The sequence below is a fragment of the Subtercola boreus genome, assembly GCF_006716115.1.
Lineage (GTDB): Bacteria > Actinomycetota > Actinomycetes > Actinomycetales > Microbacteriaceae > Subtercola > Subtercola boreus.
The window spans coordinates 2,274,480-2,294,929 of sequence record NZ_VFOO01000001.1; the positions used below are offsets into that span (position 1 = coordinate 2,274,480).

Annotated in this window: 19 protein-coding genes and 1 tRNA gene; 6 read left to right on the plus strand and 14 right to left on the minus strand. The window is 68.4% G+C overall.

Features of this window, described 5'->3' with window-relative positions; all coding sequences use genetic code 11:
• The first annotated feature begins 35 nt into the window (after positions 1-35).
• Together FB464_RS10615 and FB464_RS10620 are read left to right on the plus strand one after the other, a co-directional pair.
• Complete coding sequence (locus tag FB464_RS10615; RefSeq protein ID WP_116413885.1) at positions 36-914, plus strand: sugar phosphate isomerase/epimerase family protein; 879 nt, start codon at positions 36-38, stop codon at positions 912-914.
• 9 nt (positions 915-923) lie between these two features.
• Positions 924-1,118 (plus strand): hypothetical protein, encoded by a 195-nt coding sequence (locus tag FB464_RS10620; RefSeq protein WP_116413884.1) that lies wholly within the window; start codon positions 924-926, stop codon positions 1,116-1,118.
• Between the two features lie 36 nt (positions 1,119-1,154).
• On the opposite strand, the gene FB464_RS10625 is transcribed toward FB464_RS10620, so the two are convergent.
• Positions 1,155-1,955 (minus strand): gamma-glutamyl-gamma-aminobutyrate hydrolase family protein, encoded by an 801-nt coding sequence (locus FB464_RS10625; RefSeq protein ID WP_116413883.1) that lies wholly within the window; start codon positions 1,953-1,955, stop codon positions 1,155-1,157.
• A gap of 152 nt (positions 1,956-2,107) precedes the next feature.
• On the opposite strand from FB464_RS10625, the gene FB464_RS10630 reads away from it, so the two are divergent.
• Positions 2,108-2,752, plus strand: a complete 645-nt coding sequence (locus FB464_RS10630; RefSeq protein ID WP_116413882.1) for a hypothetical protein — start codon at positions 2,108-2,110, stop codon at positions 2,750-2,752.
• Positions 2,753-2,925: 173 nt separating this feature from the next.
• On the opposite strand, the gene FB464_RS10635 is transcribed toward FB464_RS10630, so the two are convergent.
• The 5 genes from FB464_RS10635 to FB464_RS10650 form a co-directional block, all read right to left on the minus strand.
• Complete coding sequence (locus tag FB464_RS10635) at positions 2,926-4,299, minus strand: glucose-6-phosphate dehydrogenase (protein WP_116413881.1); 1,374 nt, start codon at positions 4,297-4,299, stop codon at positions 2,926-2,928.
• A gap of 110 nt (positions 4,300-4,409) precedes the next feature.
• Positions 4,410-5,309 carry a hypothetical protein gene (locus tag FB464_RS10640; RefSeq protein ID WP_116413880.1) on the minus strand — a complete coding sequence of 300 codons (900 nt, stop codon included), beginning with the start codon at positions 5,307-5,309 and terminating at the stop codon, positions 4,410-4,412.
• 73 nt (positions 5,310-5,382) lie between these two features.
• On the minus strand, positions 5,383-6,834 hold the full coding sequence (locus FB464_RS10645) for a GH1 family beta-glucosidase (protein WP_425472411.1): 1,452 nt from the start codon (positions 6,832-6,834) through the stop codon (positions 5,383-5,385).
• 14 nt (positions 6,835-6,848) lie between these two features.
• Positions 6,849-6,977, minus strand: a complete 129-nt coding sequence (locus FB464_RS20440; RefSeq protein ID WP_281279760.1) for a hypothetical protein — start codon at positions 6,975-6,977, stop codon at positions 6,849-6,851.
• A gap of 110 nt (positions 6,978-7,087) precedes the next feature.
• Positions 7,088-7,163: transfer RNA gene (locus tag FB464_RS10650), tRNA-Lys, on the minus strand.
• A gap of 117 nt (positions 7,164-7,280) precedes the next feature.
• Between FB464_RS10650 and bcp the strand changes: the two genes are divergently transcribed.
• On the plus strand, positions 7,281-7,763 hold the full coding sequence (gene bcp, locus FB464_RS10655; protein ID WP_116413879.1) for a thioredoxin-dependent thiol peroxidase: 483 nt from the start codon (positions 7,281-7,283) through the stop codon (positions 7,761-7,763).
• Positions 7,764-7,780: 17 nt separating this feature from the next.
• Here the strand turns inward: bcp and FB464_RS10660 are convergent, their stop codons facing one another.
• On the minus strand, positions 7,781-8,230 hold the full coding sequence (locus tag FB464_RS10660; RefSeq protein WP_142206668.1) for a hypothetical protein: 450 nt from the start codon (positions 8,228-8,230) through the stop codon (positions 7,781-7,783).
• A 233-nt stretch (positions 8,231-8,463) separates the two neighbouring features.
• Between FB464_RS10660 and FB464_RS10665 the strand changes: the two genes are divergently transcribed.
• Entirely contained in the window at positions 8,464-8,712 is a 249-nt protein-coding gene (locus tag FB464_RS10665; protein WP_077055322.1) for a WhiB family transcriptional regulator, read from the plus strand.
• Between the two features lie 33 nt (positions 8,713-8,745).
• Here FB464_RS10665 and FB464_RS10670 read toward each other — a convergent pair whose 3' ends face one another.
• Complete coding sequence (locus FB464_RS10670; RefSeq protein ID WP_116413877.1) at positions 8,746-10,239, minus strand: sensor histidine kinase; 1,494 nt, start codon at positions 10,237-10,239, stop codon at positions 8,746-8,748.
• 232 nt (positions 10,240-10,471) lie between these two features.
• Between FB464_RS10670 and FB464_RS10675 the strand changes: the two genes are divergently transcribed.
• Complete coding sequence (locus FB464_RS10675) at positions 10,472-10,918, plus strand: Rv3235 family protein (protein ID WP_246093018.1); 447 nt, start codon at positions 10,472-10,474, stop codon at positions 10,916-10,918.
• Positions 10,919-11,600: 682 nt separating this feature from the next.
• On the opposite strand, the gene secA is transcribed toward FB464_RS10675, so the two are convergent.
• The 6 genes from secA to mtrA form a co-directional block, all read right to left on the minus strand.
• A complete protein-coding gene (gene secA, locus FB464_RS10685) occupies positions 11,601-14,459 on the minus strand; it encodes a preprotein translocase subunit SecA (protein ID WP_116413875.1) in 2,859 nt (952 codons plus the stop codon).
• A 141-nt stretch (positions 14,460-14,600) separates the two neighbouring features.
• Entirely contained in the window at positions 14,601-15,332 is a 732-nt protein-coding gene (gene hpf / locus FB464_RS10690) for a ribosome hibernation-promoting factor, HPF/YfiA family (protein WP_116413874.1), read from the minus strand.
• A gap of 104 nt (positions 15,333-15,436) precedes the next feature.
• Positions 15,437-16,231, minus strand: a complete 795-nt coding sequence (locus FB464_RS10695) for a ComF family protein (protein ID WP_116413873.1) — start codon at positions 16,229-16,231, stop codon at positions 15,437-15,439.
• Between the two features lie 108 nt (positions 16,232-16,339).
• Entirely contained in the window at positions 16,340-18,016 is a 1,677-nt protein-coding gene (locus tag FB464_RS10700) for an LpqB family beta-propeller domain-containing protein (protein WP_116413872.1), read from the minus strand.
• Complete coding sequence (gene mtrB / locus FB464_RS10705) at positions 18,013-19,662, minus strand: MtrAB system histidine kinase MtrB (protein WP_246093019.1); 1,650 nt, start codon at positions 19,660-19,662, stop codon at positions 18,013-18,015. The genes FB464_RS10700 and mtrB overlap by 4 nt, the downstream gene beginning before the upstream one ends.
• Positions 19,663-19,678: 16 nt before the next feature.
• Entirely contained in the window at positions 19,679-20,365 is a 687-nt protein-coding gene (gene mtrA / locus FB464_RS10710) for an MtrAB system response regulator MtrA (RefSeq protein WP_116413871.1), read from the minus strand.
• Between the last annotated feature and the right edge of the window lie 85 nt (positions 20,366-20,450).

Sequence of the window (20,450 nt, forward strand, 5' to 3'; positions counted from 1 at the left end):
CCCGTCGTTCACATCGGCGGACTATCGTCACACCCATGATGCGTATCGGCATGAGCACTTCGTGCGTCTATCCGCTCGGAGTCGAAGAGGGCTTCCGCTATGCCAGCATGGCGGGCTACGACGGCGTCGAAGTCATGGTGACGAGGGATGAGGTGACCCAGTCGGCCGAGACGCTGCTCGCCCTCTGCGAGAAGTACGGGATGCCGATCCTCTCGATCCACGCTCCGGTGCTGCTGCTCACGCACTTCGTCTGGGGGCGGGACCCCCAGGTCAAGCTCGAGAAGTCGGCCGACCTCGCGAAAGCGGTCGGGGCCACGGCGGTGGTGGTGCATCCGCCGTTCCGCTGGCAGTCGGGCTACGCCGAGAACTTCCTCCGCATCGTGCAGGAGACCACCGACACCTACGGGGTGGAGATCGCGGTCGAGAACATGTTCCCGTGGAAGGTGAAGGGGTCGAGCCTCAAGGCATACTCCCCCGGTTGGGACCCCGTGGTGATGGACTGCGCGGCCGTCACGCTCGACTTCTCGCACGCCGCCCTGTCGGGTCGCGACTCGCTCGAGATGGCGGAGGCCCTGGGGCCCCGGCTCCGGCACGTGCACCTCTGCGACGGATCGGGTTCGCTCGACGAGGGCCGTGTCTTCGACGAGCACCTTCTGCCGGGGTACGGCGGCCAGCCGGTGCGCGAGGTGCTCGCCCACCTCGCCGCGAACGACTGGGACGGCAGCGTCGTGGCCGAGGTCAACACCCGGAAGGCCAAGACAGAGGAAGAACGGCTGCGCCTGCTGAAGGAGACGCTCGCCTTCGGCCGCCAGACCGAATGGGAGCAGACACCCCTGCCGCTGAAGAAGCGCACACAGAAGAAGGCTGCGAAGAAGGCTGTCAAGGCTGCGGCGAGGGAAGCCTCGAACAAGTAGGTTGGTGTCATGCGCAAGTTCATCTTCAACAGCAGCATCATCGGCGCGATCGCCAGCGGTTTCGCCGTGATCCAGACCACTCGCCGCGGCCCCCGTGACTGGCGCCTCGTGCTCATGTGGGCCAGCTGGGCCCTGACCGTGGCACTCGCCGTCGGCAGCGTGCAGCAGGATGACCGCGAAGCGCGCGAGCTGAACGAGAAGTAGGTCGGGTCGGCCGATCCCTGTGGAGCGGCCCCCAGCTCAGCGGTTCGCCGCGTAGTCGCGGGCAGCGTCGACCAGTCCGGCGAACAGGCTGAGGTCCTCCGGCGTCTGTTCCGGGTGCCACTGCACGCCGAGTGCGAAAGCGGTGCCGTCGACCTCGAGCGCCTCGACAATGCGATCACCGGTAGCGGCCACCACCCGGAGCCCCTCGCCCAGTCGGTCGACCGCCTGGTGGTGGTAGACCGGCACGTCGAGGGTGAGCGGGGCCGCCGGGTTGGCCGGACTCGCCGTCGTCTCCGGAGTCGCCAGCGTCTCCGGCGTGACCGGATGCCCGGCCGCCGCCATGAGACCGGCGAGCTTCGACGTGGGGTCGATGTCCACCACGACCGACCCGAAACGAGCATCTCCGGGCTGGTAGCGCGCGTCGCCGACGATGTCGGGCAGATGCTGGTGAAGGGTGCCGCCGAGGGCGACGTTCAGCAGCTGTGCACCACGGCAGATGCCGAGGAACGGGATGCCGCGTTCCAGCGCGGAGGTCAGCAGCGCCGTCTCCCAGGCGTCACGGTCGGGCCGGGGCGCGTCGGTCTCGCTGTGGGGTTCCTGGCCGTAGCGGCCGGGTGCGACATCCATGCCGCCGGTGACGATCAGGCCGTCGAGGCCGTCGAGCACGCGGCCGGCGACCGCCGTATCCACGGGCTGCGGCGGCAGCAGCACGGCGATGCCGCCCGCGCGGTTCACGGCGTCGAAGTAGACGTGCGGGAGGAACGCCGCAGGCACGTCCCAGATGCCCGATTTCGCCTGTTCGAGGTAGGTCGTGAGGCCGATGACAGGCAGAGGCATGCGACCAGTTTATCGAGACGGGCGGGGCCGCTCCGGCGTGTCAGGACGGCGATGTCGGTCGCATGATACACACTGGCAGGAACGGTGCGTGAGAAGGGCTCATGATGATTGGTTGGCGACGTAAGGCTCGGGCGGAACGAGCGCGTCTTGAGATGCTCGAGAACCCGATGTCGGCGGAACACCTGTACGAGCTCGTGAACCAGACCCTGCTGGCGAACTTCGGGCCACTGGGGTCCTATGCCATCCTGCGTCGTGCCCAGGGTGACAGCGACGACATCTTCCACACCATGCTCGCGTCGTCGGTCGCCCATGACATCGTCGGCGCCCTGGTCAACCGCAATGCAGTTCCGCTGCTGCCGGCCGCCCCCGTCGGTGGTTCGTTCGTGGCCGCGACGTCGGCGTTCACCGCGACTCGCGCGCTGCCCGCCGAGCCGCTCGTGGCCCCGGCGGAGGCTGCTGCGCCCGTTCGCATCGGAACCCACGCCGCGGTGGCCCTCGCCGCAGCGCCCGATGCTGCTCTGGATGTCGCGGCAGTGGATGTCGCGGCAGCGGTTTCCGCATCCGCGCCCGCCGACGCTGCAACCGCCGCACCCGAGGCCGCAGCCGCCCCGGTTGATGTCACCCCCGTTGATGTCACCCCGGTCGATGCCACCCCCGCACCGCTGGCGCCCGTCGTGGCCGTTCCGGTCTCGGCCGACCTCGCCGCCGCTCTCACGGTGCTCGACGAGACCGGCGAGATCGCCCTTCCGGCCCCCGTCGCCGCCACGCGCAGCCACCTCGTCGAAGCCGGCCGCTGACCCACCCCGTCTGAACCTGGTCGTCTGAACCCGTTCCGTCTGAACCCGGTCAATTGAACCCGTTCCGTCCGAACCCGTTCGTCCAAACCAGGTCGTCTGAACCCGATCATCTGAACCGGTCAGCTGAAACCGGTCGGCTCCTGCCACGGCAGGGCCGAGCGGGTTCGGAGGCGTCAGATCCGCGGCCAGAAGGCCGGGCCGGACGTGCCGGCGCGGTAGTCGTCGATCGGGACCTCGTCGTGCTGCCATGCCTCCACGACGGGTGCCACGATCCGCCAGCCCTCCACCGCGGAGTCGCCCCGCACCGACAGCGACGAGTCCCCGTCGAGGATGCCCGCGAGAACCTCCCGGTAGGCCAGCAGCTGTCCGTCGCCGAAGTGCGCGTCGAGGCTGATCCGCTCCAGTTCGTAGGGGTCCCCGGGGCCGTTGACGTTGATCTCGAGTGACATCTCATCCGGTGCCAGGTACACGCGGAGCACCGTGGGATCGTTGTGCCCCTTCAGCCCCACCGGCAGCTGCCGGGCTGGACGGAAGGTGATCACGATCTCACGCCGCCGCTCCGCCAGCGCCTTGCCCGAACGGAGCGTGAACGGGATGCCCGCCCACCGCCACGTGTTGACCTCGAACGTCACCTCGGCGAGCGTCTCCGTCTCGCGGCTCGGGTCGACGCCACTCTCGTCCGCGTACGACGGCAGCTGCCGCCCCTGCACTTCGCCCGCGGTGTACCGGGCCCGCCGCGATGCCGCGATCGGGTCGCCCTGCCAGACCTGTGTCGCCCGCAGCACGAGCTGTTTCGCATCCCGCAGGTCGGTCGAGCGGAGCGTCGACGGCGGCTCCATGGCCACGACCGCCATCACCTGCAGAAGATGGCTCTGGATCATGTCGACCAGCGCCCCCGCCTTGTCGTAGTAGCGCGCGCGACCCTCGAGGGCGAGCTGCTCGTCGTAGATGATCTCGATCTTCTCGATGTGTTCGGCATTCCAGACCGGCTCGAAGATACGGTTCGCGAACCGCAGACCGAGCAGGTTCAGCACTGTCGACCGGCCGAGGAAGTGGTCGACCCGGTGGATCTGCTCCTCGGGCACCAGCTTCAGCAGCAGTTCGTTCAGAGCGATCGCGCTCTTCTCGTCGGTGCCGAAGGGCTTCTCGAGGGCGAGGGTGAGCCCCTCGGGACGATTCACCGACTGCAGCGCCTCGCAGGCGGCTGCCGCGACGGCCGGCGGCAGCGCGAAGTAGATCGCCGGCACGCCGTCGCTCGCATCGAGCAGCTTCTGCAGGTCATCCGGTTTCGTGACGTCGGCCTGGTAGTAGTGCGAATCCTTCAGGATGCCCGCAACCGTGTCGCCGGAGGCGTTCACCTCGGCGAACGAGGTGGCGAGCACCTTCCGCCAGTCGTCGTCGGTCCAGGCTTCGACACCCGCGCCGATGAGGGTCAACGTGCGGTCAGGTTCCGAGGTGAGCAGCTGCGCGAGACCCGGCAGCAGCAGCCTGGCCGAGAGGTCTCCGGATGCTCCGAGAATGACGAGGGTGCCGATCGACTGACTCATGTGCTCACCCTAGATCACGGCGCGGCGATGGCGCGTGAGGCGGCCCGGGATCGGTGGGGAGAGAGTGGCCCGGGCGTGGCCGGGCGGTGAGGTCCGTCGGGCTCGGCGGGTCAGGCCGTGGGATCCGCCGGAGCAGGGTCGGCCGGGGCGGCGACGATCGGAGAGGGGTCGGATGTCGGATCGGTGGGTGCCGGGCTGGCAGAGGCCGGGTCGGTGGGGGTGGGGTCTGCCGGGGCGGGGTCAGCCGGGGCGGGGTCGGCCGGGGCGGGGTCTGCCGGAGCAGGGTCTGCCGGAGCAGGGTCTGCGGGAGAAGGGTCGGTCTGCACGGGATCCGTCGGAACGGTCGGCGCGGGGTCGATCGGGGCAGGGACGCCGGGGGCCGGATCGATGGGGGCAGGGACGCCGGGGAGAGGGTCAGAGGGCACAGGCTCTGAGGGAGCCGGGTCCGAGGGCACAGGATCGGCCGGAACCGGATCAGAGGGGACGGGATCTGCCGGAACCGGGTCCGACGGGGCGGGGACTGACGAGGCAGGGTCGGCTGTGACCGGCGCGGGGTCTGCCGCGGCGGGAGCGGCAGGTTCTCCGGAATCCCCTGAGCCCATCACCCCCGCACCGCCCACCGATCCACCGCCGCTGTCACCATTGCCGCTGCCGCCGCTGAAGTCGATCGTGGAGAACCCGAACGGAGCTCCCGATGCGGAGTCGGCGGCCGCGTCATCCTGGGCAGCACTCGCATCGGCTTGGGCCGCGACATCCGGAACCGCAGCCGACAGCGCCGACGCCGCGACCTCCGCCACAGGCGCCGCCGCGGCCGTCGACGGGGTCTCTGCGGGCGTGGTGGCCGGCGCCCCGACAGCCAGCGGGTGCGGCGCCGTGCGATCGAGCGCCAGGCCGCTGAGGGCCGCCGTTCCCACTGCAGCGACGAGGAGGCAGGCGAACACCGGAACACTCCGCGGGATGCGGCGGCGGGCGCGGCGCAACTTCGTCGCCACTCCCCCGAGGATTCCCATGGCTGGAGCCTACGTCGCGGAGGCCGAACCGGCCAGAGACGAACCCCGCAGAGCCGAAGAGTTTACCCAGGCGTTACGCAGGGATCGTGTTCGTGCCCGCCAGTGCCGCGTACCAGTGCGCGCTGTCCTTCGGCAGACGCTCGAGCGTGTCGTAGTCGACGCGCACGATGCCGAACCGTTTGGAGTAGCCGAGGCTCCACTCGAAGTTGTCCATCAGCGACCAGACGAAGTAGCCGCGGAGGTCCACTCCGGCTTCGATCGCCCGGTGGGCCGCGGTGATGTGCCGGCGCAGGTAGTCGGTGCGCTCGACGTCGTGCACCGCGCCATCCGTCACCGTGTCGGCGAAGGCCGCGCCGTTCTCGGTGATCATCAAGGCCTGGTCGGGGAACTCGTCGCGGAGCGACACGAGCAGGTCGAGGAGCCCGGACGGGTCGATGTTCCAGCCCATCTCGGTGTACGGCCCCGGCTGCACCAGGAACTCGATGCGATCGGCTCCGGGCCAGGGTGACCCGCCGACGTTCTGGTGTCCGTCGGCGTTCTCCCGCGGGCTCACGCCGTCCCACACCTGCACGGTCACCGTCGAGTAGTAGTTCACACCGAGCACGTCGATCGGCTGGTTGATGGTGACGAGGTCGCCGGGTTCGACGAACGACCAGTCGGTCACGTCTTTGGTGTCGTCGAGGAGGTCTTCGGGGTACGCGCCCTTCAGCAGCGGCCCGGTGAAGGCACGGTTCGCGAGGGCGCTGACCTGCCGCGCCGCCTCCGCGCCCGTGGGGCCCGCGCCGCGGATGCTGTGGAGGTTCAACGTGATCGAGAACTGCGGGTCGTTCGTCACGACCTCACGGAGCGCGAGCACGGCGAGCCCGTGGGCGAGGTTCAGATGGTGCACCGCCTTCAGCGCGCCCTCCGCCGACATGATGCCCGGGGCGTGCGCGCCGGACCCGTAGCCGAGGTACGCCGAGCACCACGGTTCGTTCATGGTGGTCCAGGTGTGCACGCGGTCGCCGAACGCGTCGCCGACGATGCGCGCATAGTCGGCGAAGGCGAGGGCGGTGGATCGCGACATCCACCCGCCCTCGTCTTCGAGGGCCTGCGGCAGGTCCCAGTGGTACAGGGTCGCGACGGGCTTGATGCCGCGCGCGATCAGGCCGTCGATGAGGCGGCCGTAGAAGTCCAGGCCGGCCTGGTTCGCGGGGCCGCGGCCGGTCGGCTGGATGCGCGGCCAGGCGATGGAGAAGCGGTACGCCTGCAGGTTCAGCGACGCCATCAGGTCGAGGTCTTCTTCGAGCCGGTGGTAGTGGTCGTCGGCGACGTCGCCGGTGTCCCCGTTCAGGACTTTGCCGGGGGTCTTGCTGAAGGTGTCCCAGATGGACGGGCCGCGGCCGTCTTCGTCGAATGCCCCCTCGATCTGGTACGACGCGGTCGCGGATCCGAAGGTGAAATCGGCCGGGAACTGCAGCCCGCTGTCGCGGTAGTCGGCGTTTCCGATGGTCGGGGGCAGGTTGGTGGGAGCGCTCTCAGTCACGGGACCAAACTACCTCATCGCACGGAGGCGATGACAACCAGCACGGTGGTGGCAGCGGTGAGGAGCGAGAGGCCGCCGACGGTCAGCGCCCGCTTCAGGCCGGCGTGGGGATCGGTCGCGCGGAGGATCTCTGTCTGTGTCATAGCGGTCTCCTTTGACCGTCGGGGTGCCTCTGAAATGGCAGCGATCCCACTATAGAACGATCATGCCGAGCGGTGGTGCTTCCCACCCGGGTGTCGGAGCAGTCAGGAGATGGTGCACCCCCCGGGACTTGAACCCGGAACCCACTGATTAAGAGTCAGTTGCTCTGCCAATTGAGCTAGAGGTGCATGGCTGGCCGGTGTGAACCCGGCCGAGGATAAACACTAGCATGAGTCTGGCGGGCCTGCGAACGGGGCCCGTGACGATGAGTACGACGACGAATACGACGACGAGAGAGACGCACCGTGAGCGACACTTCAGAACGACTGACAGCCGGCCTCGAGGCTCCCGACTTCACGCTGCAGGACGAGAACGGGGCGGATGTCTCGCTCTCCGGTCACCGCGGCGAGAAAGTCGTCGTCTACTTCTACCCGGCGGCGAACACCCCGGGCTGCACGACCGAGGCCTGCGACTTCCGCGACAACATCAACTCGTTGAAGAGCGCGGGCTACCAGGTGCTCGGAGTCTCGAAGGACTCCCCCGACGTGCTCAAGGGGTTCGCCGAGGCGCAGGGGCTCAACTTCCCGCTGCTCTCCGACCCCGACCTCGCCGTGCACAAGGCCTACGGCGCTTATGGCGAGAAGTCGCTGTACGGCAAGACCGTCACGGGCGTGATCCGCTCGACGTTCGTGATCGACGAGGAGGGTGCCGTCAGTCTGCCGCTCTACAACGTCAAGGCGACGGGGCACGTCGCGTCACTCGGCAAGAAGCTGAAGATCGACGCCTGAAGCACGACGCGGGCGGCTCAGACCTCGCGACGGGTGGCTGCCACGACAGAGGGTGACATCAGCAGCCCGATGCCGAGCAGCGACACCACCAGCACCGGCCATCCGTCGACGACATCGAGCAGCAACCCCTGGAAGATGCAGATCGCGACGATGACCTGCAACACCTGCCAGGTGAGCACGGCTCCGCGGGTCCACCCGCGCATCCGCACGAGGCAGACGCCGATGGCCAGCACCCAGACGCCCGCGGCGAGCACGATCACGATGAGAGCGACGGCCGTGGCGTACGACTCCGGTTCCTCGAGGCTCAGTTGGGCGATCAACCAGGCGCCGATGCCGAGCACGACGAGGGCCTCGGCGAACACCAGAACGGTGAGCAGGACGAGGAGCACGGGGCGTCGGAAAGGGGGCTCCGGATGCTCGGTCGGGCCGGTTCCGTGCACGTCAGCCTGATCGTCCATTATCTCCACAACCCAGAAAATCCTTGATTTGCCACTACCAGTATGCGACCATATTTGAGGTCGATTGTTGCTCACAATGTCGTGGGGGTGCGACGTGAGAGTAATCCCTATGCACCCGATGCTGGTCTTGATGTTTCCTGTTTCCACACAGGCAGAACGTCGTTTCCCGCTGCTCGTCGTCTGAACCCGAATCTTAGGTCGCTCGACCGAGGCATACGCATTACCCCAAAGGAGTACCCCGCATGGATTGGCGCGACAAGGCCGCCTGCCTGACTGCAGACCCCGAGCTCTTCTTCCCCGTCGGCAACACCGGCCCGGCAGTAGACCAGATCGACAAGGCGAAAGCCGTCTGCGCCCGATGCTCCGTCACCGAGGTCTGTCTGCAGTACGCCCTCGAGACCGGCCAAGACTCCGGCGTCTGGGGTGGTCTCAGCGAAGACGAGCGCCGCGCCCTCAAGCGCCGCGCCGCCCGCGCCCGCCGCGCCTCGTAGTCGCCCGCCTGACGCTGGCCGCGCCTCGCGCGGTCAGCGCTTCTTCAGCCAGCGGAACGGAATCTCGATCGTCACGACCGTGCCGCTCCCGACCATGGTGTGCCAGTCGATGGTTCCGCCCAGTTCGCCCTGGATGAGGGTGCGAACGATTTGAGTGCCGAGCCCCGAACCGACCTTGCCTTCCGGCAGACCGGATCCGGTGTCCCGCACTTCGACCGTGAGCGTCTCCTCGGAGTGCGAGGCAACGATCTCGACCTGGCCCTCCTGGCCGGCGAGACCGTGTTCGACGGCGTTGGTGACGAGTTCCGTGAGCGCGAGCGCGAGCGGGGTGGCATACTCGCTCGGCAGCACGCCGAAGCTTCCGCTGAACTTCGGATGCACGGTCGTGTTGTGAGCCGAGGCGACCTCGGTGACGAGCATCAGCACCCGCTCGAACACCACGTCGAAGTCGACCTTCTGGCTGAGACCCTCGGAGAGCGTGTCGTGCACCACAGCGATGGCGGCAACCCGGCGCATGGCCTGGGACAGAGCATCCTTCGCGTCATCGGAATGGGTGCGGCGGGCCTGGATGCGGAGCAGCGACGCCACGGTCTGGAGGTTGTTCTTCACCCGGTGGTGGATCTCGCGGATCGTCGCGTCCTTGGTGATCAGTTCGCGCTCGTCATGGCGCAGCTCTGAGACGTCGCGGCAGAGCACGATGGCGCCGAATCGCTGCCCACGGGTGCGGAGCGGGATCGCCCTGAGCGACACCGTCACGCCCTTCGCATCGATGTCGGTGCGCCAGGGCGCCCGCCCGGTGACCACCAGCGGGAGGGACTCATCGACGACCAGCGTTCCGTTCAGGAGCTGTGTCGTCACCTCGGCCAGCGACTGGCCCTCGAGCTCTTCGCTGAACCCCATCCGGTTGAAAGCCGACAGTCCGTTCGGGCTCGCGAACGTCACGATGCCGTCGGCGTCGAGCCGGATGAGGCCGTCGGGGGCCCGGGGTGCGCCGCGCCGCGGACCCGTCGGTGCGCCGAGGTCGGGGAAGTCACCCGCCGCGATCATCGCGAACAAATCGTTGGCGCACTCGTTGAAGGTGAGCTCCTGGCGGCTCGGGGTGCGCGCCTCGCTGAGGTTCGTGTGGCGGGTGACCACGGCGATCGGGTGGTCGGTGGTCTTCATGTCGGTCTGCGAGAGGCGGCGGAGCACCGGTACGGCCCGCACGCGGGTCGGGGTCTCCTCGTACCAGTCCGGCGCGGCAGTGTCGACGATCTGGGCGCTCTCGAACGCGTCGGTGACCTGCTTCCGCCACTCGGCCTTGACCGCCTGGCCCACGAAATCGCGGTAGAAGAGGGTGGCCGAGCTGGATGGCCGGGCGTGCGCCACCGCGACGAAGCTGCCGTCCTTCGACGGAACCCACAGCACGATGTCGGCGAAGGCCAGGTCGGCGAGAAGCTGCCAGTCTCCGACGAGGAGATGGAGCCACTCGACGTCGGCTTCGGTGGAATTGCCCTGCGCGAGGACGAGATCGCTCAATGTTGACACGTGCCTAGCCTACGGCTCCCCGGCTGAGCGTCCTGCAGGCACCAATCTTCTCCCCCACAGGCGGGCCCGCCGACGCTTTCTTTCCACAGAGCAAGGGCCGCTCTGGACACCTGTCAGTTCCCCTGCTTTCATGACAACACCCGAACCTGATGAATATTCAGTCGCCGCGGCTTCCCCCAGCACACCCAGCTGTCGTGGGCCGATCGGCCAGATCCCACCGGAGCCTCACACCATGATCCTGTTCCCCTCCGTCGTCGACATCGCCGACCACGACCAGCCGTCACTCGACGCACCGCGCAACGAACCGCACGGCGTGGAGCCCCGCGTGAGTGAGCCACACGACACGGAACCGCAGGGCATCCTCGAGAGCCTGACTCTCAGCGTCCTGGAGGTGCTGGCCGGGGTACGAGACCTCGACCAGATGGCGCGGTGGGTGTCCGAAGACGTCTACCGCCACCTGATGCAGCGCGTTGTGCTGTCGGCGCGTGCCCGCCAGGTGAAGGGTGAACGTTTCATCCGGCCCACGTTTACCATCGGCAGGACGGTGCACAGCGAACCGGCCCCCGGAATCATCGAGGGTGTCGTGATCGTGCACGGCAAGGCACGCACCCGGGCCGTGGCGCTTCGCCTCGAACGGCTCGAGTCGCGGTGGCGCGCGAGCGCGATCAACGTGCTCTGACCGGCTTGGGCGCCCCGCGCCCCGCGCCCGGGCGCCTGCCCCGTAGCCGAGCCGCGGCAAGGTCCGGTCCCCGGCTCGACGGCAGCGCCGCCGCCGGCCCGTGGCCGAGCCGCGCCCCGGGCCCCGTAGACGAGCCGCGGCAGGGTCCGGTCGCCGGCTCGACGGCAGCGCCGCCGCCGGTCCGCGGCCGAGCGGCCCCCCACGGATCACCGGATCGGCGGCCTCAACCCGATCCTCGGCCGATAGCTCGACGGATACGACCAGGGTCGCCCGTTCGTCGAACCCACGGCACAAACACCTGCGCGGCGTTCCGCTGGCCACTTGCCGTTGGCGCCAGACGGAGCTGGCACCCGACGACGGCTCCGCTGGCGGCGGGCGGGCGATTGGGGGCGGGCTGCTGGCGATTGGCGGCGGTCTGCCGGCGGTGGGCGGCGGGCGACCGGCTGCTGGCGGCGAGCGATGGGCGGCGGGCTGCTGGCGGTGGGCTGCACGCTGCGGGCAGGCCGCGGGCGACCTCGGGTCCGCGTACGCCTGAAGCCCCGAGCTCGCGGAGCGCCGAGCTAGCAGAGGGCCGGGCGCCCGGAACGACGGAACCCCGCCGGCGCGGATGACGCGGGCGGGGTTCCGGGTGGGCGACGCGGTTGCGTCGGCCGGGGTTCCGGCTGAGCGGCGCGGGTTGCCGTTACTTCTTCTTGCCCTGGCCGCGGCGTTCGGCGCGGTTCGCCGCGGGCGGACCCCCGACGGGGGTCTTCTGGCCGAACGCACCGGTCGTGGTGGGCTGGCTGCGCGGAGCCTGGCCGCGCTGCGGGTTCTTGCCGGCCGCCGGCGCGGTCGGCGCCCCGCCGGGTGTGAGGGGGTTGGCTTCCGCCTCCTCACGCTGCGCACGCGCAGTTGCGGCCTGTTCGAGCTGGCCGCGCTGGTTTCGCACCTCGACTCCGCCAGAGTCGCTCGGAGCGGTGAAGCTCAGCTGTTCGACAGCGGCGTTGCCGCTCTCGAGGCCCTTCGCCTGCACGGTGGGAGCATCGACGGACCCTGCGGGAGTGTTCACCTCGACCTCGAGGTTGAAGAGGAACCCGACGGCCTCCTCCCGGATCTGGCCCATCATCTGCTGGAAGAGGGCGAAGCCCTCCCGCTGGTACTCGACCAGCGGGTCGCGCTGAGCCATTGCCCGCAGGCCGATGCCGTCTTTCAGGTAGTCCATCTCGTAGAGGTGGTCACGCCAGCGACGGTCGATGACGGTGAGCACCACGCGGCGTTCGAGTTCGCGCATAGCCGCCTCACCGAGTGTCGCCTCGCGGGCCTGGTAGGCGATCTGGGCGTCGGAGAGGATCTCCCGGGCCACGAACTCGCGGCTGATCTTGCCTTTGCTGCCCGCCTCCGCGACGACCTCGTCGATCGAGATCGACACCGGGTAGAGGGTCTTCAGTTCGGTCCACATGGCGTCGAAGTCCCAGTCGTCGCCGTTGCCCTCGCCCGCGTGGGTCTCGAGCACGTCTTCGACCACGTCTTTGAGGAACTTCTGCGCACGTTCGTGCAGGTCGTCACCCTCGAGGATGTGTCGGCGGTCGCCGTAGATGGCTTCGCGCTGGCGGTTCAGCACGTCGTCGTACTTCAGCACGTTCTTGCGGATCTCGGCGTTCCGGCCCTCGACCTGCGACTGCGCGCTCCGGATGGCGCGAGACACGACCTTCGACTCGATCGCCAGGTCGTCGGGCACATTGCCGCGGCCCATCAGGCTCTCAGCGGCACCAGCGTTGAACAGGCGCATGAGGTCGTCGGTCAGGGAGAGGTAGAACCGGCTCTCGCCCGGGTCGCCCTGGCGGCCGCTCCGGCCACGGAGCTGGTTGTCGATGCGGCGGGACTCGTGCCGCTCGGTGCCGAGAACGTAGAGACCGCCGGCCTCGACGACCTTCTCGGCCTCCTCCTCGACGCCCGACTTGACCTCGGCGAACACGTCGTCCCAGGCGGCTTCGTACTCGTCGGGGGTGTCGACCGGGCTGAGGCCGCGGGAGTTCATCTCGGCCACGGCCAGGAACTCGGTGTTGCCGCCGAGCATGATGTCGGTGCCGCGCCCCGCCATGTTGGTCGCGACGGTGACGGCGCCGAGGCGACCGGCCTGTGCGATGATCGCAGCCTCGCGAGCGTGGTTCTTCGCGTTCAGAACCTCGTGGCGCACGCCCTTCTTGGCGAGCAGGCGCGAGAGGTACTCGCTCTTCTCGACGCTCGTCGTTCCGACCAGCACGGGCTGGCCGGTGGCGTGGCGCTCGACGATGTCCTCGACGACCTGCTCGAACTTGGACTGCTCGTTCTTGTAGACGAGGTCGGACTGGTCTTTCCGCTGCATCGGCCGGTTCGTCGGGATGGCGACCACGCCGAGCTTGTAGGTGCTCATGAACTCGGCAGCCTCGGTCTCGGCCGTACCCGTCATGCCGGCGAGCTTGTCGTAGAGCCGGAAGTAGTTCTGCAGCGTCACCGTGGCGAGCGTCTGGTTCTCGGCCTTGACGACCACGCCCTCCTTGGCCTCGATCGCCTGGTGGATGCCTTCGTTGTAGCGACGGCCGGCCAGGATGCGGCCGGTGTGCTCGTCGACGATCAGCACCTCGCCGTTCATCACGACGTAGTCCTTGTCCTTCTTGAACAACGCCGAGGCCTTCAACGAGTTGTTGAGGAAGGAGATCAGCGGGGTGTTCGCGGACTCGTAGAGGTTGTCGATGCCGAGGTAGTCCTCGACCTTCTCGATACCGGGCTCGAGGATGCCCACGGTGCGCTTCTTCTCGTCGACCTCGTAGTCGTCGCCGGACGAGAGACGGGTCGCGATGGAGGCGAACTCGGTGAACCAGCGGTTGGCTTCGCCGGAAGCCGGACCGGAGATGATCAGTGGCGTGCGCGCCTCATCGATCAGGATGCTGTCGACCTCGTCGACGATCGCGAAGTTGTGGCCGCGCTGCACCATGTCGCCCGCCTGCCAGGCCATGTTGTCGCGCAGGTAGTCGAAGCCGAACTCGTTGTTGGTTCCGTAGGTGATGTCGGCGGCGTACTGCTCGCGTCGCTCGGGCGGGGTCTGCCCGGAGAGGATCACCCCGGTGGTCATGCCGAGCGCGCGGAACACGCGGCCCATCAGCTCGCTCTGGTAGTTGGCGAGGTAGTCGTTCACCGTGACGATGTGCACGCCCTTGCCTGCGATCGCGTTCAGGTAGGCCGGGAGCGTGGCGACGAGGGTCTTGCCCTCACCGGTCTTCATCTCGGCGATGTTGCCGAGGTGGAGGGCTGCCCCGCCCATCAGCTGCACGTCGAAGTGACGGAGCCCGAGGGTGCGCCTCGAAGCCTCCCGCACGGCGGCGAAGGCTTCGGGCAGCAGGTGGTCGAGGCTCTCGCCGTCTTCGAAACGCTCCCGGAGCCTCGGCGTCTCGTCTTTCAGCTCCTCATCGGTGAGGTGTGTGAAGTCCTCTTCGAGGGCGTTGATCGCTTTCGCATAGTTCTCGAGGCGTCGAAGCACCCGGCCCTCGCCGACCCGGAGGACCTTTTCCAAAACTGAAGCCACGTTGAATCTCCTACCGAACCAGCCATGATCCAGCCGGTAATCATAGCAATACTAGTTGTCGTACCTGAGGGTCTGTATAACGAACGCTGGGGGCGCAGCGCCGCAGCGCCACACCCCCGGAGTTCTTCGTCTCTTCCGAGTCTACGAGAGAACCCTCTCCGCCTCGCGGGCATCCGCGACGAGCGGCGACGCGCTGTCGTCGAGCCCGATCACTCCGTAGTCCCAGCCCTTCCGGCGGTAGACCACGCTCGGGCGGTTGGTCTCCGAGTCGATGAACAGGTAGAAGTCGTGCCCGACGAGTTCCATCAGGTAGAGCGCATCGTCGACCGTCATCGGGGCTGCCGCGAAGACCTTCTTGCGGATGACCACCGGCGACCAGGCTTCGTCCGCTCCGTCGGCACCCTCTGCTTCCGGCGCGGATGTCGTGTGGTCTCCCCCGGACTCCGGAACCGTCTGCACCGCACCGGTGCTGACCTGGGCGAGAACGTCGGCCTCGGCGGGTTTCAGGTCGGTGAGGTTGAAGTCGGTGATCGACGCCTCCCTGAGGGAGACCGGACGATGTTGCCCGCGGTGCACCTTCTTGCGGTCCTTCGCTCGGCGGATTCGTTCGAGGAGCTTGGCGATGGCGAGGTCGAAGGCCACGTACTTGTCGCTTCCCGCGCTCTCCGCACGCACGATCGGGCCCGGTCCGATGAGGGTCAGTTCCACGCGGTCGTCTCCGCCGGAGGTGTTCGCCGAGCTGTGGCGGCAGACCTTGATCTCGAGGGCGAGTGCGCGATCGGCGAGGTGGGCGACTTTGTCGGCCTTCTCTGTCGCGTAGCTCCGGAACCGGTCGGTGATCCCTAGGTTGCGGCCCGTGATGTTGATCTCCATGGCAATCTCCTGGTCTCAAAAAGACGCGCCGCCCTGGGACCAAAGCGAGTTCTTCCGCGCCTTTTCCCCCACCGTAGTCGCGTCGGACACCCCGTGTCATCCGTTCACCGCAACTGCCCCGCTCGTTCACCCGCAGGTCGCACGGCGGATGCCCCGTGGTGCTTCGGCGTGTGGGCGAGGGTTGCCGCGCCCCACACCGTGGCTCCGGCGGATTCCAGCGCCCTGCGGCATTCCAGGAGCGTCGAACCGGTCGTGACGACGTCATCGATGAGGAGGAAGTTCCGCCCGTCGAGGGCGCCTGTGAGCTTGCTCCGAACTGTGAGGGATCCGCTGAGGTTGACCCGTCGCGCGTCGACGCCCAGCCCGGCCTGGTCGGCGGTGGGCCGCGCCACCCGCAGCGTCTGGGAGAGCCTCAGCCCGCTCCGCGCACGGGTGGCCAGCAGCACGACCGGGTGGTAGCCGCGTCGCCGGAAGGCGACGCGGGACGACGGCGCGACGGTGAGTTCGAGGCCTGTGCCCGGAGGAAGGGATCCGAGCAGGGCACTCCGGGCATCCAGAACCGCCGGCTCGAGCACGCGGGCCAGCGACCGTGTCACATCGGTTCGCCCCGACTCCTTGAAGGCGGAGAGTGCTGTGCTGACGATGCCTCCATAGGGAACGCTCGCCCAGACCCGGAGCGGCCGCTCACCCGGCACCTCGATCACGAGAGCCTCAGTGCGGGAGCCGTCCGCGGCCGGTGGCCCCATGGCCTCACAGCACACCGGGCAGACCGGGTGGTCGCGCGCTCCGCAGCCGACGCACTCGGTCGGCAGCAGCACAGCGAGCGCGCCGCCCAGCGCGGCTACGAGGGCGAGCCGGGCAGCGGCGGCCAGTGACAGAAAGGATGTGGGAAAGGTCATGCCCGCAACTCTCGTCGCCGGCAGAGCCCGCAGGGGATGGTGACCACGATCTGTGCACAGGATGCCTCTCCCCCGGGATGTGGAGGAGAAGACCGCGCCGATCCCGGCTCAGGTCTGGGTCGCCAGCAGCGACACCGCCTTGGCCGTCGTCTGCCAGCCGCTTCCGCGCTGCTGCTGCAGCTCTCCCGTGGAGGTGAGCAGCCAGAGCCCGCTCACATCGTTCGAACCGGAGAGCGAAGCGGCCTTCACCGGGATGCCGAGTGTTGAGCTCATGCCGCCGATCTCCTGCAGCACCACCCGGTCGTCTCCGCCCGCCGTCACCGTCAGCGAGGCCACACTCGACGCGTCGACCCAGGTGGCGTCGAGCGGTGTACCCGAACCCGACGCCAGCGTCACCGGGTCACCCAGCCGCTCCGGCGCACCGGCCGAGTTGCGGATGACCGCCGCGACCATGAGCCGCGGAAGACCGTCGGTCACGGTGAACGCCAGAACCCGGGTGCCGTCCCGCGAGACATCCAGTGACACGATGCTCGACGCACCATCCCAGTCGACGGCCACCGGATGCACGGTGCCGTCGCTCCCGTAGGCCTGGACAGCATTGGGGGCACTCACCGGCACGGTCCAGACATACCCGGACGGGTCAAGCGTAGGTGCCAGCAGCCCCTCGCGACTGTCGACCAGAACCCCCGGATTGTCGCCCGACTGCACGGCGTAGACCCCGGTTGCCGTGCCGACTGCGAGCACGTTCGCCGACGACGTCACCGAGAGCGGCGCGAGGGCCTGCACCTTGTCGCTCAGGCCCGCGAGAGGGACAAGCGCGCTGCTGGTCAGGTAGCCGAAGGCGCCCGCCTGAAGGACGAGCGGTTTCGGGTCGACCCGGGGAGCGAAGATCGGGCTCGCCGCGGCCGGAATCGTGAGCGGGCTCTGGTTGACCGTGATCGCGACGGCCGCGACCGACGCCACGGAGCCGAGCGAGGTGTCGAGCTGCGCCTGCATCCGCTGCTGGGCCTCGGGGGTCTGGGTGAGAACCTGGTTCGAGAGGTCGACGTTGGCCTTACCAGAGGAGACCACGACCGACGACGTCTCCGTGCCGTCCGGGAAGGCGGTGACCACCGCGCCCTGGCCGAGCCACGGTGCCGGCCCCGCGAGGAGCGCCTTCACCACGCGCGTGCCGGTCGTCTCGTCTTTGGGGAACCACCGCACATCCGGAACGAGGTACGTGTACGTCGGGTCGTAGAAGTAGAGGGAGTGCGAGCTGAAGACCTGGCTGAACCGGCTCTGTTCCAGGATGATGCCGGGATCGGCCATGTTGATGCGCCACTGCCCGTCCTCCTGGGTGAACTGGAACGGGATCGTCACGGACGACGTCGAGGTGTTCTCGACGTACTCACCCGTACCGTCGACCTCCGCCTGGGGCGTCACGCTGACGCTCATGGCGGTGTCCGTCTCGCCGGGGTTGAAGGCGAGTTGTCCCGCATCGATCAGAACGCCGGCGTTCGGATCCCACTGCTTCTGGAAGCCCTTCGAGAGGAAACTCCTTGCAACCGCATAGTCGTTCTGCGGGCTCGCCGCAGCCTGGAGGAAGCCGTTCAGGATCTGCGTCTGGTTCGCGTCGGGAACGGGACCCGGCGGCAGCAGGATCACGTCGATGTCCTCGGGCGCTGAGCTCGCCGGCTGGGCGTGCACGCCACCGCTGTCGGGGATGCCCGTGCAGCCCGCCAGCGTGAGAACGGCGGCCACGGCCACAGCCAGCACAGCGGTGGCCCGGAGGCGAGCCGCCCTCACGAGAGTTCCCCGATGGCCTGGCCCGCGTCATCCGGCGGCAGGGGCAGCGGCGATGTGCCCGCGGTGTGGCCGTGGATGCGCGGCAGCGTCAGACGGAAGCAGCTGCCGGCACTGCTCGCCGACCACACCTCGAGCGCGCCCCGGTGGAGGGTCGCGTCTTCGAGCGAGATCGCGAGGCCGAGGCCGGTGCCACCGATGGTGCGCTTCCGCGACGGATCCGCGCGCCAGAAGCGTTCGAACACGCGGTCGGCCTCCTCCGGGCTCATGCCGATGCCGTAGTCGCGCACCGCGACGGCGATGGACGAGATGTTGCTGTCGACCGAGACCACGATGGGCCGCCCTTCGCCGTGTTCGATCGCGTTGCCGAGCAGGTTGGTGAGGATGCGGCGGATCCGGCTCACGTCGAGCTCGACCTCGACGTAGCCGCCGGGCGCGAACACCCGGATCTCGGACCCGGCGCTGGCGGCGAGCGGCTGCATCTGGTCGACCGCGTCCTCGGTCAGCCGCACGAGGTTGGTGGACTCGACGTTCAGGTCGGCGGAACCGGCGTCGAACCGGCTGATCTCGAGCAGGTCGCCGAGCAGCATTTCGAAGCGCACCGTCTGGGTGTGCAGCAGTTCTGCCGTGCGGCCGATCGCGGGTTCGAACGTGTCGCGCTGGTCGTAGAGCATGTCTCCGGCCAGCCGGATCGTCGTGAGCGGCGTGCGGAGTTCGTGCGAGACATCCGAGACGAAACGCTGCTGCAGCTGGGAGAGTTCGGCGAGCTGGGTGATCTGGCCCTGCATACTGTCGGCCATTCCGTTGAACGAGCGGGCGAGGGTCGCGAGGATGTCGTCGCCCTTCTCCGGGATGCGCACCTCCAGCCGGCCCGCGGCGAGCTGCTCACTCGTCTCGGCCGTGATCCGGATCGGCTCGATCACCAGCCGCACGATCACCCAGGCGACCACAGCGATGAGGAGGGTCAGGAGGAGGCCGGCGATCCAGAGCGTCTGCTGCACGAAGCCCAGCGTCTGGTTGGCGTCTGCGAGGTTGTAGCCGAGGTAGAGCTGGTACTCGCCGGCGCTCGGGATGGTGAGGGGCGTTCCGACGATCAGGCCGGGATCCGTGCCCCCGGTGCTGTTCGGCAGCGACACCGACTGCCAGTACTGGTTCTGGCTGCCGGCGCCTGCGGTGACCTCGCCCTTCAGCGCGTCGGAGATGAGGCCCTTCGCGTTCAGCGCAGGGCTCGCGAAGGGCAGGAACGACGTGGTGCCCTGGTCGTTGCCGGGAGCGGTCAGGATGGCGATCAGCCGGGACGACGACGACGACGTGATCTTCGACTGGGCCGAGTTGAGCAGCGTGCTCACCGACGTCTCCGAGGTCGAGTCGGAGGCGTCGAAGATCGTCTGCGCGGCCTGCGCGGCCTGATTCGAGTCGGCCAGCACCTGGTTCAGGCGCGAGTGGAAGAGGTCGTTGCCGATACTGACCGAGGTGTAGATGCCCGCCCCGAGGAGGGCGATCGTGGTCAGGGCGATGGTGATGACGATGGTGCGGAACTGCAACGACTGGCGCCAGGCACCCCGCAACTGCCGGGGCCAGGCGCGCCACTCCCTGGCGAGGAAGGGCCCGATGCGGCTCCGGCCCAGCCGGGCATCCGCACTCGTCACGCCACGCGCTCCACTCTCAGATGACGGCGCCGGCCCGGTAGCCGACACCCCGAACGGTCATGACGATGCGCGGGTTGTCGGGGTCTTCTTCGACCTTCGCCCGCAGGCGCTGCACATGCACGTTCACGAGCCGCGTGTCGGCCTTGTAGTGGTAGCCCCAGACCTGTTCGAGCAGCATCTCCCGCGTGAAGACCTGCTGGGGCTTCGACGACAGGGCGTGCAGCAGGTCGAATTCGAGGGGGGTGAGGTTGATGCGGCCGGCTCCACGTCGCACCTCGTGCCCCTCGATGTCGAGTTCGAGGTCGCCGATGCGGAGGAGCCCGCTGGAGGGCGCGGTGGCGGGCGTCTGCCTCAGCCGGGTGCGGATGCGCGCCACCAGCTCCTTCGGATTGAACGGCTTCACGATGTAGTCGTCGGCGCCCGATTCGAGGCCCTTCACCACGTCCATCGTGTCGGACTTCGCGGTCAGCATGATGATCGGGGTACCGGACTCGGCACGGATCTGCGCGCACACCTCGATGCCGTCGAGCCCCGGGAGCATGAGGTCGAGCAGCACCAGTTCGGGCTTCGCCTCCTGGAAGGCGGCGAGCGCCTCGGAGCCGTCGGCGCAGAAGATCGGGTCGAAACCCTCGGCCCGCAGAACGATGCCGATCATCTCGGCGAGAGCGGGATCGTCATCGACCACCAGTATGCGAGCATCCATAGCACCCAGAGTACTGGAGCGTGCCCGGAGGGGGCTGCGAGCAGGCAGTCCCCTCCGGGCATCCGGTGTCATTCCCGGCCGGCCA

Excerpts from the sequence above, each read along its gene's own strand:
- hpf (WP_116413874.1), bottom strand. The coding sequence starts at position 15,332 with ATGGAGATCAACATCACGGGCCGCAACCTAGGGATCACCGACCGGTTC.
- FB464_RS10665 (WP_077055322.1), top strand. The coding sequence starts at position 8,464 with ATGGATTGGCGCGACAAGGCCGCCTGCCTGACTGCAGACCCCGAGCTC.
- FB464_RS10615 (WP_116413885.1), top strand. The coding sequence starts at position 36 with ATGATGCGTATCGGCATGAGCACTTCGTGCGTCTATCCGCTCGGAGTC.
- mtrA (WP_116413871.1), bottom strand. The coding sequence starts at position 20,365 with ATGGATGCTCGCATACTGGTGGTCGATGACGATCCCGCTCTCGCCGAG.
- FB464_RS10695 (WP_116413873.1), bottom strand. The coding sequence starts at position 16,231 with ATGACCTTTCCCACATCCTTTCTGTCACTGGCCGCCGCTGCCCGGCTC.
- FB464_RS10635 (WP_116413881.1), bottom strand. The coding sequence starts at position 4,299 with ATGAGTCAGTCGATCGGCACCCTCGTCATTCTCGGAGCATCCGGAGAC.
- FB464_RS10630 (WP_116413882.1), top strand. The coding sequence starts at position 2,108 with ATGCTCGAGAACCCGATGTCGGCGGAACACCTGTACGAGCTCGTGAAC.
- FB464_RS10640 (WP_116413880.1), bottom strand. The coding sequence starts at position 5,309 with ATGGGAATCCTCGGGGGAGTGGCGACGAAGTTGCGCCGCGCCCGCCGC.
- FB464_RS20440 (WP_281279760.1), bottom strand. The coding sequence starts at position 6,977 with ATGACACAGACAGAGATCCTCCGCGCGACCGATCCCCACGCCGGCCTG.
- FB464_RS10625 (WP_116413883.1), bottom strand. The coding sequence starts at position 1,955 with ATGCCTCTGCCTGTCATCGGCCTCACGACCTACCTCGAACAGGCGAAA.
- FB464_RS10675 (WP_246093018.1), top strand. The coding sequence starts at position 10,472 with ATGATCCTGTTCCCCTCCGTCGTCGACATCGCCGACCACGACCAGCCG.
- FB464_RS10620 (WP_116413884.1), top strand. The coding sequence starts at position 924 with ATGCGCAAGTTCATCTTCAACAGCAGCATCATCGGCGCGATCGCCAGC.